Annotated in this window: 14 protein-coding genes; 7 read left to right on the forward strand and 7 right to left on the reverse strand. The window is 72.2% G+C overall.

Going from position 1 to position 13,664, the window contains the following annotated elements; translation table 11 throughout:
* Position 1: 1 nt before the first annotated feature.
* Positions 2 to 799 (reverse strand): ABC transporter permease, encoded by a 798-nt coding sequence (locus tag LRP67_RS14350; protein WP_231270843.1) that lies wholly within the window; start codon positions 797 to 799, stop codon positions 2 to 4.
* The gene (locus LRP67_RS14355) at positions 792 to 1,592 is read right to left on the reverse strand and encodes an ABC-2 family transporter protein (RefSeq protein ID WP_231270844.1); all 801 of its coding nucleotides are present in this window, start codon (positions 1,590 to 1,592) and stop codon (positions 792 to 794) included. The genes LRP67_RS14350 and LRP67_RS14355 overlap by 8 nt, the downstream gene beginning before the upstream one ends.
* 108 nt (positions 1,593 to 1,700) lie before the next feature.
* Between LRP67_RS14355 and LRP67_RS14360 the strand changes: the two genes are divergently transcribed.
* Both LRP67_RS14360 and LRP67_RS14365 read left to right on the forward strand, forming a co-directional pair.
* Positions 1,701 to 2,822, forward strand: a complete 1,122-nt coding sequence (locus LRP67_RS14360) for an LLM class flavin-dependent oxidoreductase (RefSeq protein WP_231270845.1) — start codon at positions 1,701 to 1,703, stop codon at positions 2,820 to 2,822.
* On the forward strand, positions 2,819 to 3,415 hold the full coding sequence (locus LRP67_RS14365) for an FMN reductase (RefSeq protein WP_231270846.1): 597 nt from the start codon (positions 2,819 to 2,821) through the stop codon (positions 3,413 to 3,415). Before LRP67_RS14360 ends, LRP67_RS14365 begins: the two co-directional genes overlap by 4 nt.
* Positions 3,416 to 3,437: 22 nt before the next feature.
* Here the strand turns inward: LRP67_RS14365 and LRP67_RS14370 are convergent, their stop codons facing one another.
* Positions 3,438 to 3,959: a YbhB/YbcL family Raf kinase inhibitor-like protein gene (locus LRP67_RS14370; RefSeq protein ID WP_231270847.1), complete on the reverse strand. Its 522-nt coding sequence runs from the start codon at positions 3,957 to 3,959 to the stop codon at positions 3,438 to 3,440.
* A gap of 70 nt (positions 3,960 to 4,029) precedes the next feature.
* Here LRP67_RS14370 and cobA point away from each other — a divergent pair, with 70 nt between their 5' ends.
* Positions 4,030 to 5,253 carry a uroporphyrinogen-III C-methyltransferase gene (gene cobA / locus LRP67_RS14375; RefSeq protein ID WP_231270848.1) on the forward strand — a complete coding sequence of 408 codons (1,224 nt, stop codon included), beginning with the start codon at positions 4,030 to 4,032 and terminating at the stop codon, positions 5,251 to 5,253.
* Positions 5,254 to 5,262: 9 nt separating this feature from the next.
* The gene (locus LRP67_RS14380; RefSeq protein ID WP_231270849.1) at positions 5,263 to 6,066 is read left to right on the forward strand and encodes an RNA methyltransferase; all 804 of its coding nucleotides are present in this window, start codon (positions 5,263 to 5,265) and stop codon (positions 6,064 to 6,066) included.
* A 132-nt stretch (positions 6,067 to 6,198) separates the two neighbouring features.
* On the opposite strand, the gene def is transcribed toward LRP67_RS14380, so the two are convergent.
* The gene (def, locus tag LRP67_RS14385; RefSeq protein WP_231270850.1) at positions 6,199 to 6,720 is read right to left on the reverse strand and encodes a peptide deformylase; all 522 of its coding nucleotides are present in this window, start codon (positions 6,718 to 6,720) and stop codon (positions 6,199 to 6,201) included.
* Positions 6,721 to 6,869: 149 nt separating this feature from the next.
* Here def and LRP67_RS14390 point away from each other — a divergent pair, with 149 nt between their 5' ends.
* Positions 6,870 to 8,234, forward strand: coding sequence for an acyl-CoA dehydrogenase family protein (locus tag LRP67_RS14390; RefSeq protein WP_231270851.1), 1,365 nt, complete (start codon positions 6,870 to 6,872; stop codon positions 8,232 to 8,234).
* Positions 8,234 to 9,451, forward strand: coding sequence for an acyl-CoA dehydrogenase family protein (locus LRP67_RS14395; RefSeq protein WP_231270852.1), 1,218 nt, complete (start codon positions 8,234 to 8,236; stop codon positions 9,449 to 9,451). Before LRP67_RS14390 ends, LRP67_RS14395 begins: the two co-directional genes overlap by 1 nt.
* Before the next feature lie 69 nt (positions 9,452 to 9,520).
* Here LRP67_RS14395 and LRP67_RS14400 read toward each other — a convergent pair whose 3' ends face one another.
* Positions 9,521 to 10,240 (reverse strand): hypothetical protein, encoded by a 720-nt coding sequence (locus LRP67_RS14400; RefSeq protein ID WP_231270853.1) that lies wholly within the window; start codon positions 10,238 to 10,240, stop codon positions 9,521 to 9,523.
* 606 nt (positions 10,241 to 10,846) lie between these two features.
* Positions 10,847 to 11,137 (reverse strand): YiaA/YiaB family inner membrane protein, encoded by a 291-nt coding sequence (locus tag LRP67_RS14405; RefSeq protein WP_231270854.1) that lies wholly within the window; start codon positions 11,135 to 11,137, stop codon positions 10,847 to 10,849.
* 115 nt (positions 11,138 to 11,252) lie between these two features.
* On the opposite strand from LRP67_RS14405, the gene LRP67_RS14410 reads away from it, so the two are divergent.
* Positions 11,253 to 12,560, forward strand: a complete 1,308-nt coding sequence (locus tag LRP67_RS14410; RefSeq protein ID WP_231270855.1) for a DUF2252 domain-containing protein — start codon at positions 11,253 to 11,255, stop codon at positions 12,558 to 12,560.
* Here the strand turns inward: LRP67_RS14410 and galK are convergent.
* On the reverse strand, positions 12,547 to 13,650 hold the full coding sequence (gene galK / locus LRP67_RS14415; RefSeq protein WP_231270856.1) for a galactokinase: 1,104 nt from the start codon (positions 13,648 to 13,650) through the stop codon (positions 12,547 to 12,549). The genes LRP67_RS14410 and galK overlap by 14 nt on opposite strands.
* Between the last annotated feature and the right edge of the window lie 14 nt (positions 13,651 to 13,664).

Genomic DNA, 13,664 nt, shown 5'->3' on the forward strand with positions numbered 1-13,664 from the left:
GTCAGCTCCCGGTGGATCGATAGTGACGCACGCCGAAGCGCCAGGTGAGGACCGCGACGCCCAGGCACAGGGCGGCCGCGACGGGGGAGGCGAACTGCAGGGCCTTAGGCAGGCCGAACGGGTCCTCGCGGCCGAGGAGGTAGAGGCAGGGGTACCAGTTGACGAAGGCGATCGGGAGGACGAACGTCAGCGCCTTGACGACCTCCGCGGGGAAGACCGACATCGGGAACTGCGTGACCTGGTTGCCGCCGTAGGTGAACGCGTTGGCGAACTCGGTGCCCTCGGCGGTCCAGAACTGCACGCACGCGAGCGCGACGAACAGGCTGAAGAAGATCACCGCCCCGCTGACGAGCATCTCCACGGCGACCAGCGCCCGCGGCAGCGACCAGTCGACGTACGTCGCCGCCCAGACGAAGACGATCCCCGACTGCGCCACCCGGGCGAAGCGGCGCGGCGCGAACTCGTCGGCGCACACCTGCACCAGCAGCGGCACCGGCTTGGTCATCATCGTGTCCAGGCGGCCCATCCGGATCATCTGGCCCAGTCGATCCACCCGGCCCACGAGCAGGTCGGCGAACGCGATGCCGAGCCCCGTGGCGCCGTAGAGGAGGCCGATCTCGGTGAGGCCGAACCCGCCCAGCTCGGAGACGTTGCGCAGCAGCACCCAGATCGCGACGAAGTCGAGCCCGGTCATCAGGAAGCTGCCGACCGCCATCATCCAGAACGACGCAGGATAGGCCACCGACGAGCGCACCCACAGGCTCGCGATCCGGTAGTAGTCGACCGCCGCGTCAGCCACCCTGGACCACCACCCGGCGCTCGGCGCGGCGCAGGACGAAGGCGCAGCCCGCGAGCAGCACCGCGGCCCAGCCGAGCATGAACGCCAGCCCCTCCGCGACCTCGGCTCCCGTGCGCTTCCCGAGCCAGATGTCGGCCGGCACCTGCAGGAACGTCGCCCAGGGCAGCGCCATCGCGACGTCGCGCAGCGCCCCGGGCAGGATCACCAGCGGGACGGTCAGGCCGCTGAAGAACAGCGCCGCGAAGCCGAGCAGTATCCGCGGCCCGAGGTCGTCGAGGAGCCAGAACGCCGTGAGGGCGGCCAGCATCCGCAGCCCGAAGCTGACCGTGACCGCGACCGGGATCGCGGCGAGGAACCACACCCAGGTCAGGACGTCGGCGGGGTAGCGCAGGTCGAAGAGCAGCCCGCCGACCACCGTGGGTGCGACGCCGCGGGTGAGCAGGTGGTAGGCCGCCCGGCCGAGGTCGCCGGCGAGGTACCAGCCGAGGATCCCGACGGGACGATAGAGGTCGATCACCACGTCACCGGTGCGGATCCGCTCGGCGAGGTCGTCCGGGGTGCCGCCGCCCCAGACCGCGACGGTTATGATCATCGCCTGCCCCAGCCACACGTAGGTGACGGCGTCGGCGACGTCGTACCCGCCGGCGTCGGGGTTCTGGCCCCACACCTCGATATAGACGAAGCAGAGGATCACGCCGAAGACGCAGTTGGTGAAGATGCCGGCGAGCGTGGCCCCGACATAGGTGGCGTACCTCTTGAAGGCGCGCGTCGCGACGGCGACGTGCAAAGGCATTGCCGCAGCCTCCCACGACGGCGGCGTTCGCGGGGAGTGGAATAGGGCGGGTCGCGGGCCGGTTGAGCGGGTAATAGATCGTTCAACCAGTCCGAGGAGATGGACAGCATGCAGATCGGCATCTTCAGCGTCGGCGACGTCACGGCCGACCCGACGACCGGACGGACGCCGAGCGAGCACGAGCGGATCAAGGCGCAGGTCGAGATCGCGAAGAAGGCCGAGGAGATCGGGCTCGACGTCGTGGCCGTGGGCCAGCACCACAACCCGCCCTTCGTCGCATCGTCCCCGACGACCACGATGGCCTACATCGCCGCGCAGACCGAGCGGATCCTGCTGTCGACCTCCACCACGCTCATCACCACCACCGACCCGGTGCGCATCGCCGAGGACTACGGCACGCTCCAGCACCTCACCGACGGCCGCATGGACCTGATGATGGGCCGCGGCAACACCGGCCCGGTCTACCCGTGGTTCGGCAAGGACATCCGCCAGGGGATCGACCTCGCGATCGAGAGCTACGCGCTGCTGCACCGGCTGTGGCGCGAGGACGTCGTCGACTGGGAGGGCCGCTTCCGCACCCCGCTGCAGGGCTTCACCGCCACCCCGCGCCCGCTCGACGGCGTACCCCCGTTCGTGTGGCACGGCTCCATCCGCAGCCCCGAGATCGCCGAGCAGGCGGCCTACTACGGCGACGGCTTCTTCCACAACCACATCTTCTGGCCGGTCTCGCACACCCGGCAGATGGTCGAGCTCTACCGGCGCCGCTTCGCGCACTACGGTCACGGCGCCGCGGACCAGGCGATCGTCGGGCTGGGCGGGCAGTTCTTCATGCGCCGCCGCAGCCAGGACGCCGTCCGGGAGTTCCGCCCGTACTTCGACAACGCCCCGGTCTACGGCCACGGCCCCTCTCTGGAGGACTTCACCTCGCAGACCCCGCTCACGGTGGGCTCCCCCCAGGAGGTGCTGGAGCGCACGCTCGGCTTCCGCGAGTACGTCGGCGACTACCAGCGCCAGCTGTTCCTGGTCGACCACGCGGGCCTGCCGCTGAAGACCGTGCTGGAGCAGCTCGACCTGCTCGGGGAGATCCTGCCCGACCTGCGCGCCGGCTTCGCCGCGGGTCGCCCGGCCCACGTGCCCGACGGTCCCACCCACGCCGGCCTCGTGGCCGCGCGGGACGCCGCGGCCGGGTCGGTCGAACAGGCCGGGGTCGCGGGGACGGTGTCGGCATGACCCGCGTCCTCGCCGTCTCGGCGGGCCTGTCGTCGCCCTCATCGACCCGGCTGCTCACCGACCGCCTGGCCGACGCGGCGCGCGCACGGCTCGGCGCCGGCGCGGATGTGGACGTCGTCGAGCTGCGGCCGCTCGCGCATGCCCTGGCCGATCACCTGCTCACCGGCTTCCCCGACGCCGAGCTCGAGGCGGTGCTCGATCAGGTCCGCGAGGCCGACGCGCTGATCATGGTCACGCCGGTGTTCAGTGCGTCCTTCAGCGGCCTGTTCAAGACCTTCGTGGACGTCCTGGAGCCCGGTCTGCTCCTCGGCAAGCCGGTCCTGATCGGCGCCACCGCGGGCACCTCGCGGCACTCGTTGGTCCTGGACCACGCACTGCGCCCGCTGTTCGCCTACCTGCGCGCGGTCGTCGTGCCCACGGGCGTGTTCGCGGCGACCGAGGACTTCGGCGACCACGGCCTGGACCAACGCATCGAGCGCGCCGCGGGGGAGCTGGTCGACCTGCTCGGCGGCCGCCGCTCACTGCACGTGGTCCGCGACGAGTTCGCCGACCCCACGCCGTTCGCCGACCGGCTCCGCGGCCTCAGCACCTGAGCCCGGCCGGGTGGCGACGGGCTCAGTGCTGGTAGGTGCCGTGCAGGATCGCGCGGCCGAGGGTCTTGAAGGCCAGGTTGAACGACACGACGGCGGGAGAGGCGTCGGCGTCCACCCCCAGCGACTCGTCCTTCACCGCGTGCACGACGAAGTAGTAGCGGTGAGGGTGGTCCCCCTCCGGCGGGGCGGCGCCGCTGAACCCGAGCTCGCCGGCGTCGTTGCGGACGTGGAAGGCATTGCCGGGAAGCGGCCCGGCGGCCGCGCCGGTGTCGAGCGACGTCACGTCGGCCGGCAGGTCGACGAGCACCCAGTGCCAGAAGCCGCTCGGCGTGGGTGCGTCGGGGTCGAAGCAGGTGACGGTGTAGCTCTTGGTGCCCTCGGGGGCGCCCTCCCAGGACAGCTGGGGGGAGGTGTTCCCGTGGGCCGCGACCTGGTCGTCCTTGAGCGGCTCGCCGTGGTCGACGTCGGTGCTCGTCACCGTGAAGGACGGCACGGAGGGCAGGAGGTCGTACGGGTTCGGGCTGCGAGGACGCTCGAGACTCATGCGGACCAACCTAGTGGCCGCACCGAACCCTGGCCATCACCCCGGAGGCGGGACCGGCGATGATGAGCGCGTGGACGAGATAGCGACGTACCCCGTGGGCCTGCGCCTGGCCGGCCGGCGCGTGGTGGTGGTGGGCGGTGGCCACGTCGCGCAGCGCCGCATCCCCCAGCTCCTGGCCGCCGGCGCCGTCGTCCACGTCGTCTCCCCGGATGTCACCCCCGCGATCGAGGGCCTGGTCGGAGCGGGCGAGGTCACCTGGCACCGCCGCGGGTTCGCGGAGGCGGACCTGGAGGACTCCTGGTACGCACTGGCCGTCACCGACGTCGCGGAGGTCAACGAGCGCGTCGCGGCGGAGGCCGAGCGGCGGCGGGTGTTCTGCGTGCGCGCGGACGACGCGAGCGACGCCACCGCCTGGACGCCGGCCGTCGGCCGCGCCGCGGGCGTCACCGTCGCCGTGCTCGGCAACCGTGAGCCGCGCCTGTCCGCGTCGGTGCGCGACGAGATCCTGGCCGGCCTCAGGGAGGGCACCATCCACGGCCGTCACGAGCGCACGCACACCCCGGGCGTCACCCTGGTCGGCGGTGGTCCGGGCGACCCGGACCTGATCTCGGTCGCCGGCCGCAAGGCGCTCATGGAGGCCGACGTCGTGGTCGCCGACCGGCTGGCTCCACGTGAGCTGCTCGGCCAGCTGCCCGCCGACGTCGAGCTGGTGGACGTGGCCAAGCTCCCGCGCGGCCGGTCCGCGCAGCAGGAGGAGATCAACCGGGTCATCGTCGACCGGGCGCTGCAGGGCCAGCGGGTCGTGCGGTTCAAGGGTGGTGACAGCTTCGTCTTCGGCCGGGGCTACGAGGAGGTCCTGGCCTGCCGCGAGGCCGGGGTCGCGGTGACCGTGATCCCCGGCCTGACCAGCCCGGTCGCGGTGCCTGCGGTCGCGGGCATCCCGGTCACCCACCGCGGCGTCGCCCACGAGTTCACCGTGGTCTCGGGCCACCTGCCGCCCGGCCACCCCGAGTCGTTGACCAACTGGGGCGCCGTCTCGGCGCTCCACGGGACCCTGGTCCTGATGATGGCGGTGGAGAACGCGCCGGCCATCGCCGAGGCGCTGGTGCGCGGTGGCCGCGCGGCGGGAACCCCGGTGGCCGTCGTCGCCGACGGCACCATGGCCGGGGAGCGCACCGTGCTCGCCACGCTCGGCACCCTGACCGAGGAGCTCACGGCCCACGCGGTCCTACCCCCGGCAATCATCGTCGTCGGCGAGGTCGTTGCGGTGGCCCATCCCGAGCGCTTCGCCTGAGAGGCCACGATGGCCGAGCTGATCCCGATCGACGACCCCGACGACCCTCGGCTCGCCGACTACCGCGACCTGCGCGACGTCGAGCTGCGCAAGCATCTCGAGGGGGAGCACGGGCTGTTCCTCGCCGAGGGCGAGAAGGTCGTACGGCGTGCGGTCGAGGCGGGCTACGAGCCCCGGTCCTTCCTCATGGCGCCGCGCTGGCTGGACGGGCTGGCCGAGGTGCTGGACCGCTCCGACGCTCCGTGCTTCGTGCTCGAGGAGCGGCTGGCCGAGCAGGTCACCGGCTTCCACGTCCATCGTGGCGCGCTCGCCTCGCTGCACCGCCCGCCCTTGCGCTCGATCGACGAGGTGCTGGAGGGCGCCCGCTCGGTCCTGGTCCTGGAGGACCTCGTGGACCACACCAACGTGGGTGCCGTGTTCCGGAGCGGGGCTGCTCTGGGCTTCGACGCGGTGCTGCTCGCTCCGCGCTGCGCCGACCCGCTGTACCGGCGCTCGATCAAGGTGGGCATGGGGGCGGTGTTCACGATGCCCTGGACCCGGCTGCCCGACTGGTACGACGCGCTCCCCGACCTCTCCGCCCGCGGCTTCACCACGGTCGCGCTCACCCTCGCCGAGGACGCCGTCGGGATCGAGGAGGCGGTCGCCGGCCTGGACCGGGTCGCGCTGGTGCTGGGCTCGGAGGGCCATGGGCTGTCCTCGCGCTGGGAGCAGTCGGCGGACCGGCGCGCCGTCATCCCGATGCGCGAGGGCATCGACTCCCTCAACGTCGCCGCCGCCTCCGCCGTCGCCTGCTGGGTCACCGCCCGCCGCTGACGTGGCCGTGGGCGCGGTTTGGTCACAAACCGCACCTTGCGGCGCCCGGCGCCTGCGGTGTGTGACCAAACCGGGGATCGTGGCCGAGTCGCTCGCCGCCGGGGGTGGCTGCGCCTTCGCTGCCGGAGCCGGTCAGGCCGGCCAGGTCTCGGGGTAGTCGTCGGCGACCTTGTCGTGCTGCTTCTGCAGACGCTTGCGCAGCTTCGTGGGCAGCCGGTCGCCGAAGACCGTGCCGAGGGTGTGGTCGGTCTCGTGCTGCAGGCAGCGCGCCAGCAGGCCGTCGCCGGAGAAGGTGACCGGCGAGCCGTCCAGGCCCGTGCCGGTCACGGTCGCGGTGTCCGGGCGCGCGAGCTCCACGAACGCCCCGGGGAAGGACAGACAGCCCTCGTCGTCCTCGTCGAGCACCCGGTCGCGACCCTCCGGCAGGCTCAGCACGGGGTTGCACACCACGCCCACCGTGCGCTGCCCGGACTCGTCGGGGCAGTCGAAGACGAACATCGCGACGTCCTCGCCGATCTGGCACGCAGCCAGGCCCACCCCGTCGGCGGCGTACATCGTCGCGACCATGTCCGCGGCCAGGGCCGTCAGCTCCTCGTCGTACGACGTCACGAGAGCCTGGGGGCGGTGCATCACCGGCGCCCCCCAGCGGGTCATCGGGCGGACCTTGCCGCCCGTGGGGAGAGGACCGTGGGGCGCGCGCACGCTGGGGGCTTCCGGATCTGGCACCCCGCCATCGTAGTGGTGTGACCTGGCGCACCCAGCATGGTGTAGCGGCGAGTGTAACTCCGAGTTACATTATCGGCATGTCCCTCCTCCAGAGCCTGCGTCCCGGCGGCCGCCACGGCGTCCCGAGCGGCGAGTCGCGCGACCCCATCGGCTATCTCGTCGCCGGCCTCAACCGGCTGGCACAGAGTGACGTGCTCGACCGCGTGCGACTGCGCAGGCCGGCCGAGCAGGCCGTCTTCACGGTGACGCGCGGCGGCTTCAAGACCCTCACCGCCGCGAGCCGGACCTTCGCGGTGTCGGGGCGCGCGGGTGAGCCGGGGGTCCGCGCGATGCCCGCCCCGACGCCGGGCGTCTTCGATCTGACGCCCACCGAGGACGAGCAGATGCTGGTCGACGTCGTGGCCGAGTTCGCCGAGGAGGTCGTGCGCCCGGCGGCCGCCGAGGCCGACGAGGCGTGCGAGGCGCCGGAGGCGCTGCTGAAGGCGAGCCTGGAGATCGGGCTGCCGATCCTCGGCATTCCCGAGTCCCTCGGCGGCATCTCCGAGGAGCGCTCGGCCATGGCCGGCACCCTCGTCGCCGAGGCGCTGGCCCACGGCGACCTTGGCCTGGCGGTCGCGGCGCTCGCGCCCGGCTCGGTCGCCACTGCGCTCGGGCTCTGGGGCACCGAGGCCCAGCAGCAGACCTACCTCCCCGCGTTCACGGGCGACGACGTGCCGGCCGCGGCCCTCGCGCTCAACGAGCCCACGGTGCTCTTCGACGTCCTCAGGCCTGCGACGACCGCGACCCGCACCGCCGACGGCTACGTCCTCGACGGCGTCAAGACCCTGGTCCCGCGTGGCGCGCAGGCCGAGCTCTTCGTCGTCGGCGCCTCGCTCGAGGGCCGACCGGTGCTCTTCCTCGTCGAGTCCTCCACCCCCGGCCTCGCGGTGGAGGGCGACCCCGCGATGGGAGTGCGCGCCGCCTCGCTGACGCGGCTCACGCTCACCGGTGTGACCGTGCCGGCCGACGCCGTGCTCGGCGACACCGACGGCAGGACGTACGCCGAGTGCGTGCGACTCTCGCGCCTCGCGTGGTGCGCACTGGCTGTCGGGACCGGACAGGCGGTGCTCGACTACGTCACGCCGTACGTCAAGGAGCGCCACGCGTTCGGCGAGCCGATCGCGCACCGCCAGTCGGTGGCGTTCATGGTCGCCAACATCGCGATCGAGCTGCAGTCCATGCGCCTGCTGACCTACAAGGCCGCCGCCCGCGCCGCCGCCGGCAAGGACTTCGCCCGCGAGGTCGCGCTCGCCCGCCGCCTGTGCGCCGACAAGGGCATGCAGATCGGCCTCGACGGCGTCCAGCTGCTCGGGGGCCACGGCTTCGTCAAGGAACATCCCGTCGAACGCTGGTACCGCGACCTGCGCGCGGTCGGCGTCATGGAAGGAAGCGTGCTCGTCTGATGGCCATCAATCTCGACGACCCGAAGAAGCTGCGTCCTCTGGTCGGGCAGGCCCACCAGGTCGCGATGAACATGCTGCGACCGATCTCGCGCAAGTACGACCGCGCCGAGCACGCGTATCCCAAGGAGCTCGACATGCTCGCCGCGATGATCGACGGGCTCGCCGAGTCCGGCGCCAGCGAGGGGGCAGGGGCCGCCGGCGTACGCCGCGAGGAGGCCGATGGTGCCGACGCCGGGGTCAGGAACGGCACCAACCTCGCGTCGGTCATGTCCATCGCCGAGATGTGCTGGGGCGACGTAGGGCTGCTGCTGTCCATGCCGCGCCAGGGGCTTGGCAACTCCGCGATCGCCTCGGTCGCCGACGAGGAGCAGCAGCAACGCTTCGCGGGGGTGTGGGCCGGCATGGCGATCACCGAGCCCGGCGTGGGCTCCGACTCGGCCAACATCTCGACCACGGCGACCCTCGACGGCGACCACTACGTGCTCAACGGCGAGAAGATCTACGTCACCTCCGGCGATCGGGCCGACCACATCGTGGTGTGGGCCACGCTCGACAAGAGCCTGGGCCGTGCCGCGATCAAGTCGTTCGTGGTGCCCAAGGGCACGCCCGGCATGCGTGTCGACCGGCTCGAGCACAAACTCGGCATCCGGGCCTCCGATACCGCGACCATCATCTTCGAGGACTGCCGGGTCCCCGCCGAGAACCTCCTCGGTTCGCCGGAGGTCGACACGTCGCAGGGCTTCGCCGGCGCGATGGCGACCTTCGACAACACCCGCCCGCTGGTGGCGTCGATGGCCGTGGGCTGCGCCCGCGCCGCGCTCGACCTCACCTGCGACCTGCTGGCGCAGGCGGGGGTCACCGTCGACTACGACCGCCCCGCCCAGATCCAGTCGGCCGCCGCGGCCCGGCTGCTGCAGATGGAGGCGGACTGGGAGGCGGCGTACCTGCTCACCCTCCAGGCGGCCTGGATGGCCGACAACCGCAAGCCCAACTCGTTGGAGGCCTCGATGGCCAAGGCGAAGGCCGGCCGGGTGGGCTCCGACATCACCCTCGGCTGCGTCGAGCTGGCCGGCTCGGTGGGCTACAGCGAGACCGAGCTGCTGGAGAAGTGGGCCCGCGACTCCAAGATCCTCGACATCTTCGAGGGCACCCAGCAGATCCAGCAGCTCATCGTGGCCCGGCGCGTGCTCGGGCTCTCGAGCGCCGAGCTGAAGTAGCACCGGACGACGAAGGCGGCGGACCCATGGGGATCCGCCGCCTTCTCGCGTCGTCGATGGTCGTGAGGCTCAGCCGTCGGCCGACTTCTTCGCCACCGCCGGCGCGATGTCGGCGGGCGTCACGTCCACGTGCTCGGTGTCTGCCTGCTTGTCGATGTCGGTCAGCGGCTCCCGCGAGGGCGTGGCGGCCTTCTTGGCGGGTGCCTTCTTGGCGGGCGCCTTCTTCGCAGCGGACTTCTTGGCGGGAGCCTTTGCCGGCGCCTTCTTGGTGGCGGCCTTCTTGGCGGGTGCCTTCGTGGCGACCGGAGACGGGTCCAGGCCCAGCTCCTGGGTGACGTTGACCGGCGTCCTGGGGTCGACCTCGACCTTCGGCGAGGCGGCCTTCTTGGCGGATGCCTTCTTGGCCGGCGTCTTCTTCGCAGCGGCCTTCTTGGCGGGCGCCTTCGTGGCGGGCGCCTTCTTGGCAGGGGCCTTCGTCGGCGCCACCTTCGCCGCAGTTTGCGGAGCGAGGGCGTCGCCCTGGACCTTGCGCGAGACCTCTGCTGGCACCGCGGCGGGGAGGCTCTCCGGGGCCCCGGCCCGCGGTGCCGCGGCCGGCGTAGTGGCGACCGGCTTGCGACCGGACAGCAGCCCGGTGACGGTCTCCGAGGCCTTGGCGGCCATGGTGCCGGCGACCAGCCTGCCCAGCCCGACCCCACCCTTGGCGGTCTCGACGGTCAGGCTGGCGGCGGTCTCCGCCGTGCCGAGGGCGACGTCGGTGATCGTCTTGATCGGGTTCTTGCGGGCCACGGGAGGTCCTTTCGTCGATGCGTTCGTCATGCCTGTACCCAGCCAACGAGCCGGGACGCGGTTGGTCAGGGTGACCTTGGGCACCAGCGGAGCGCGCCGGGGCGCCCGAGGGGGGTCAGTCGGTGGCGCTCCGGCGTACCGGCAGCTTGGCGCCCGGCGCCGAGGCTCTGGCCGGCTTCGCCCTAGCGGGGCTCGGAGAGGGCGGGTGCCGTGCGATGTTCCTCGCCACCGCCGCGGGCGTGGGTAGCCCGGGCGCGGGTGGCGGCTGTGTCGCCGGCGCGGTACGGCGCTCAGGCGTGGGCGGGGCACTGGGTGGGGCACTGGGTGCCACCGGTCTCGGCGTGCCCGTGCCGGTGCGGTCGCGTACGGCCTGGACGGCCCTGTCGAGCAGCGGCCGCGCGGTGCGGGTCGCCCTCGCGCCGAGCGCGGTGCCGATCACCACCACCCCCGACGCTGCGCTCTTGATCCGGTCGATGGCTGCCACGGGCACTCCCTGTCGTCGTCGGGCGCGGTCTCCCGACGATTCAACCAGCATGCGGAAGGGCGGGCGCACCGTCGGTGACGGTGTGCCCGCCCTGGGACGGGGGAGCGAGGCGGGGCCGAGCGTCAGGAGACGCTACGGAAGGGGTCGTGCTCGGCGAGGATCTTGTCGACGCGCGCCTGGTCGAGCCGGGAGACGACGTACTGGTTCTCCTGCGCGTCGCGCACGCACTTGGCGAGCGTGAAGCACGAGGTGGTCAGGAACATTGTCCCGAGGCCGAGGAACGCCCGGATCCACGGGTCGACCGGCAGGTAGAGGATCGCGAAGATCATGGTCAGCAGCGCGATGCCGAACGAGATCGCGGCCTGCGCGAAGAAGGCGTTGGTGTTCTTGGAGGAGGAGTTTGGGGTGCTCATGCCCCCAGCCTGTCCGTCGTACGGGGCTGGGGGAGCGGCCCGCGTACCCGGCTGCGTCTGAGTACGCGCCCTCAACCGCTGGATGGGCGAGGCGGAGCATGGCAGTCTCTGCCGGGTGACCGGTGACGAGCGGACCGACCTGATCGTGTCGACGCTGGGCGACGCCTTCGCGCCGCTGATGGAGGCCGACCCGGCGGCGTTCCGGGGCAAGTTCCGCACCATGTCGTCGGACCCGCACGCGTTCTACCGCGGCACCGCATGCCTCTTCTACGCCGACGTGACCGGCGCCGACGACCCGTTCGCCGACGAGCGCAGCGGCCGGATCTGGGTGCACGGCGACCTGCACGTGGAGAACTTCGGCACCTACCTTAACTCCGACGGTCGCCTGGTCTTCGACATCAACGACTTCGACGAGGCCTACCTGGGGCGGTTCACCTGGGACCTGCAGCGCTTCGCGGCGTCGCTGGCGCTCGTGGGCTGGCAGAAGGCGCTGCCCGAGGAGGACGTGCGGCGGTTGATCGGTCGCTACCTGCGCGCGTACCTCTCGCAGGTGGACGAGTACCGCCACAGCGAGGAGGACGACTTCGCGCTGCACCTCGACAACACCGAGGGGCCGGTCCAGGAGGCGCTGGTGCTGGCGCGGCACCAGCGGCGCGCCGAGCTGCTCGATGCCAGCACCGAGGAGATCGAGGGGATCCGGCTCTTCCGCGAGGGGCGCGGGGTGCGCCATCTGGGCAAGCGGGAGCGCGCCCGGGTGGTCCAGGCCTTCGAGGCCTACCTGGAGACCATCCCGGAGCGTCGCCGCTCCGATCGCGACCTCTTCTACGAGCTGCGCGACGTCGTCGGCAAGTCGGGCTTCGGCATCGGCAGCGCCGGGCTGCCGGCGTACAACGTGCTGGTCGAGGGTTACAGCCAGGCCCTCGACAACGACGTGGTGCTGTCGATGAAGCAGGCCAACATCCCCGCGATCAGCCGGTTCGTCGACACCGCGCAGGTGGAGAGGTACTTCGAGCACGAGGGGCATCGCACGGTCGTGAGCCAGCGGGCCCTGCAGGTGCACACCGACCCGATGCTGGGCTACACCGAGCTGGACGGCGTGGGGTACGTCGTCAGCGAGGTCTCGCCGTACGAGGTCGACCTCGACTGGTCGAACCTCACCGAGCCCGGGGAGATCGCCCAGGTGGTCGACCTGCTCGGGCGCGCCACGGCCAAGATCCACTGCGCCTCCGACGAGGACAGCGACCAGGACCTGGTCGACTTCCAGGTCGAGGACGCGATCGCGGCGAGTGTGGAGGGGCGGCGCCGCGAGCTCGTGAGGTGGGTGAGCGACTTCGGGATGGCCTACGCCGACCGGGTGCGCGAGGACCACGCGCTCTTCGTGCACGCCTTCCGCGAGGGGCGCGTCGGAGTCACGTCGACCTGAGAACCTGGGCCGGGCCGCTCGGGCCGGCGTCCAGGTGACGCGGCGCGGCGAAGCCGGCGGCCGCGAAGGCGGCGTCGACCGCCCGGCGCACCGCCTCGGCGCGCTCGGTGGGGACGAGGGCGATCGCTGAGCCACCGAAGCCGCCGCCGGTCATGCGCGCGCCCAGCGCCCCGGTCTCCAGGGCGGTGCCCACGACCAGGTCGAGCTCGGCGCACGAGACCTCGTAGTCGTCGCGCAGCGAGGTGTGGGAGGCGGTCATCGCCTGCCCCAGGGCGGCCCAGTCACGGCCCTCGACGGCGGTGACGGCGTCGGCGACTCGGGCGTTCTCGGTGACCACGTGACGGGCACGGGCCTCCAGCCGGCGGTCGTCGAGCCCGGCGACGTCGTGCAACGTCGCGCGGCGCAACGACGGCAACCCGAGCGCCTCTGCGGCGGCCTCGCAGTCCTTGCGGCGGGCGCCGTACCCGCCGTCGGTGAGCGCATGCGAGACCCGGGTGTCGACGACCAGCAGCGTGAGGCCGGCCTCGTCCCAGGGAAGAGGGATGTCGCGGGTGGAGCCGTCCTCGAAGTCGATCAGCAGGCCGGCGCCGGGAGCGGAGAGGAGCACCGCGCTCTGGTCCAGGCCGCCGGTCGGGGCTCCGGCCACCTCGCTCTCGGCACGGCGGCAGGCCGTCACCAGCTGGTGGCGCAGGTCTCCGGTCAGCTCGCGGCCGGTCAGCCCGCACATGGCTACCGCGACCGCGCACTCCAGCGCGGCCGAGCTCGAGAGCCCGGCGCCCATCGGCACGGTGCTGCGCACCTCGAGGTCGACGCCGGGCAGCTCCCAGCCGTCCTCCTGCAGGGCCCAGAGCACGCCGACGGCGTACGTCGCCCAACCCTCGGCGACGCCGGGACCGGTGGTGGCGTGCGTGCCGGTCCACGGCTCGTCCTGCGTGTCGCTGCGCACCGTGACCACGTCGTCCTCGCGGGAGGTCGCGGTGACCGTCGTGGCGTAGGGGATGGTCAGGGGCAGGCACAGGCCCTGGTTGTAGTCGGTGTGCTCGCCGATGAGATTGACGCGGCCGGGGGAGCGGCCGACGGACGATGTCATGCCCCGACCCTAGG

This window comes from Nocardioides sp. cx-169 (assembly GCF_021083605.1).
Taxonomy (GTDB): Bacteria; Actinomycetota; Actinomycetes; order Propionibacteriales; family Nocardioidaceae; genus Nocardioides.

Coding starts and splice junctions, on each gene's coding strand:
- LRP67_RS14355 (WP_231270844.1), bottom strand. CDS start 1,592: ATGCCTTTGCACGTCGCCGTCGCGACGCGCGCCTTCAAGAGGTACGCC.
- LRP67_RS14360 (WP_231270845.1), top strand. CDS start 1,701: ATGCAGATCGGCATCTTCAGCGTCGGCGACGTCACGGCCGACCCGACG.
- LRP67_RS14365 (WP_231270846.1), top strand. CDS start 2,819: ATGACCCGCGTCCTCGCCGTCTCGGCGGGCCTGTCGTCGCCCTCATCG.
- LRP67_RS14370 (WP_231270847.1), bottom strand. CDS start 3,959: ATGAGTCTCGAGCGTCCTCGCAGCCCGAACCCGTACGACCTCCTGCCC.
- LRP67_RS14380 (WP_231270849.1), top strand. CDS start 5,263: ATGGCCGAGCTGATCCCGATCGACGACCCCGACGACCCTCGGCTCGCC.
- def (WP_231270850.1), bottom strand. CDS start 6,720: ATGACCCGCTGGGGGGCGCCGGTGATGCACCGCCCCCAGGCTCTCGTG.
- LRP67_RS14390 (WP_231270851.1), top strand. CDS start 6,870: ATGTCCCTCCTCCAGAGCCTGCGTCCCGGCGGCCGCCACGGCGTCCCG.
- LRP67_RS14395 (WP_231270852.1), top strand. CDS start 8,234: ATGGCCATCAATCTCGACGACCCGAAGAAGCTGCGTCCTCTGGTCGGG.
- LRP67_RS14405 (WP_231270854.1), bottom strand. CDS start 11,137: ATGAGCACCCCAAACTCCTCCTCCAAGAACACCAACGCCTTCTTCGCG.
- galK (WP_231270856.1), bottom strand. CDS start 13,650: ATGACATCGTCCGTCGGCCGCTCCCCCGGCCGCGTCAATCTCATCGGC.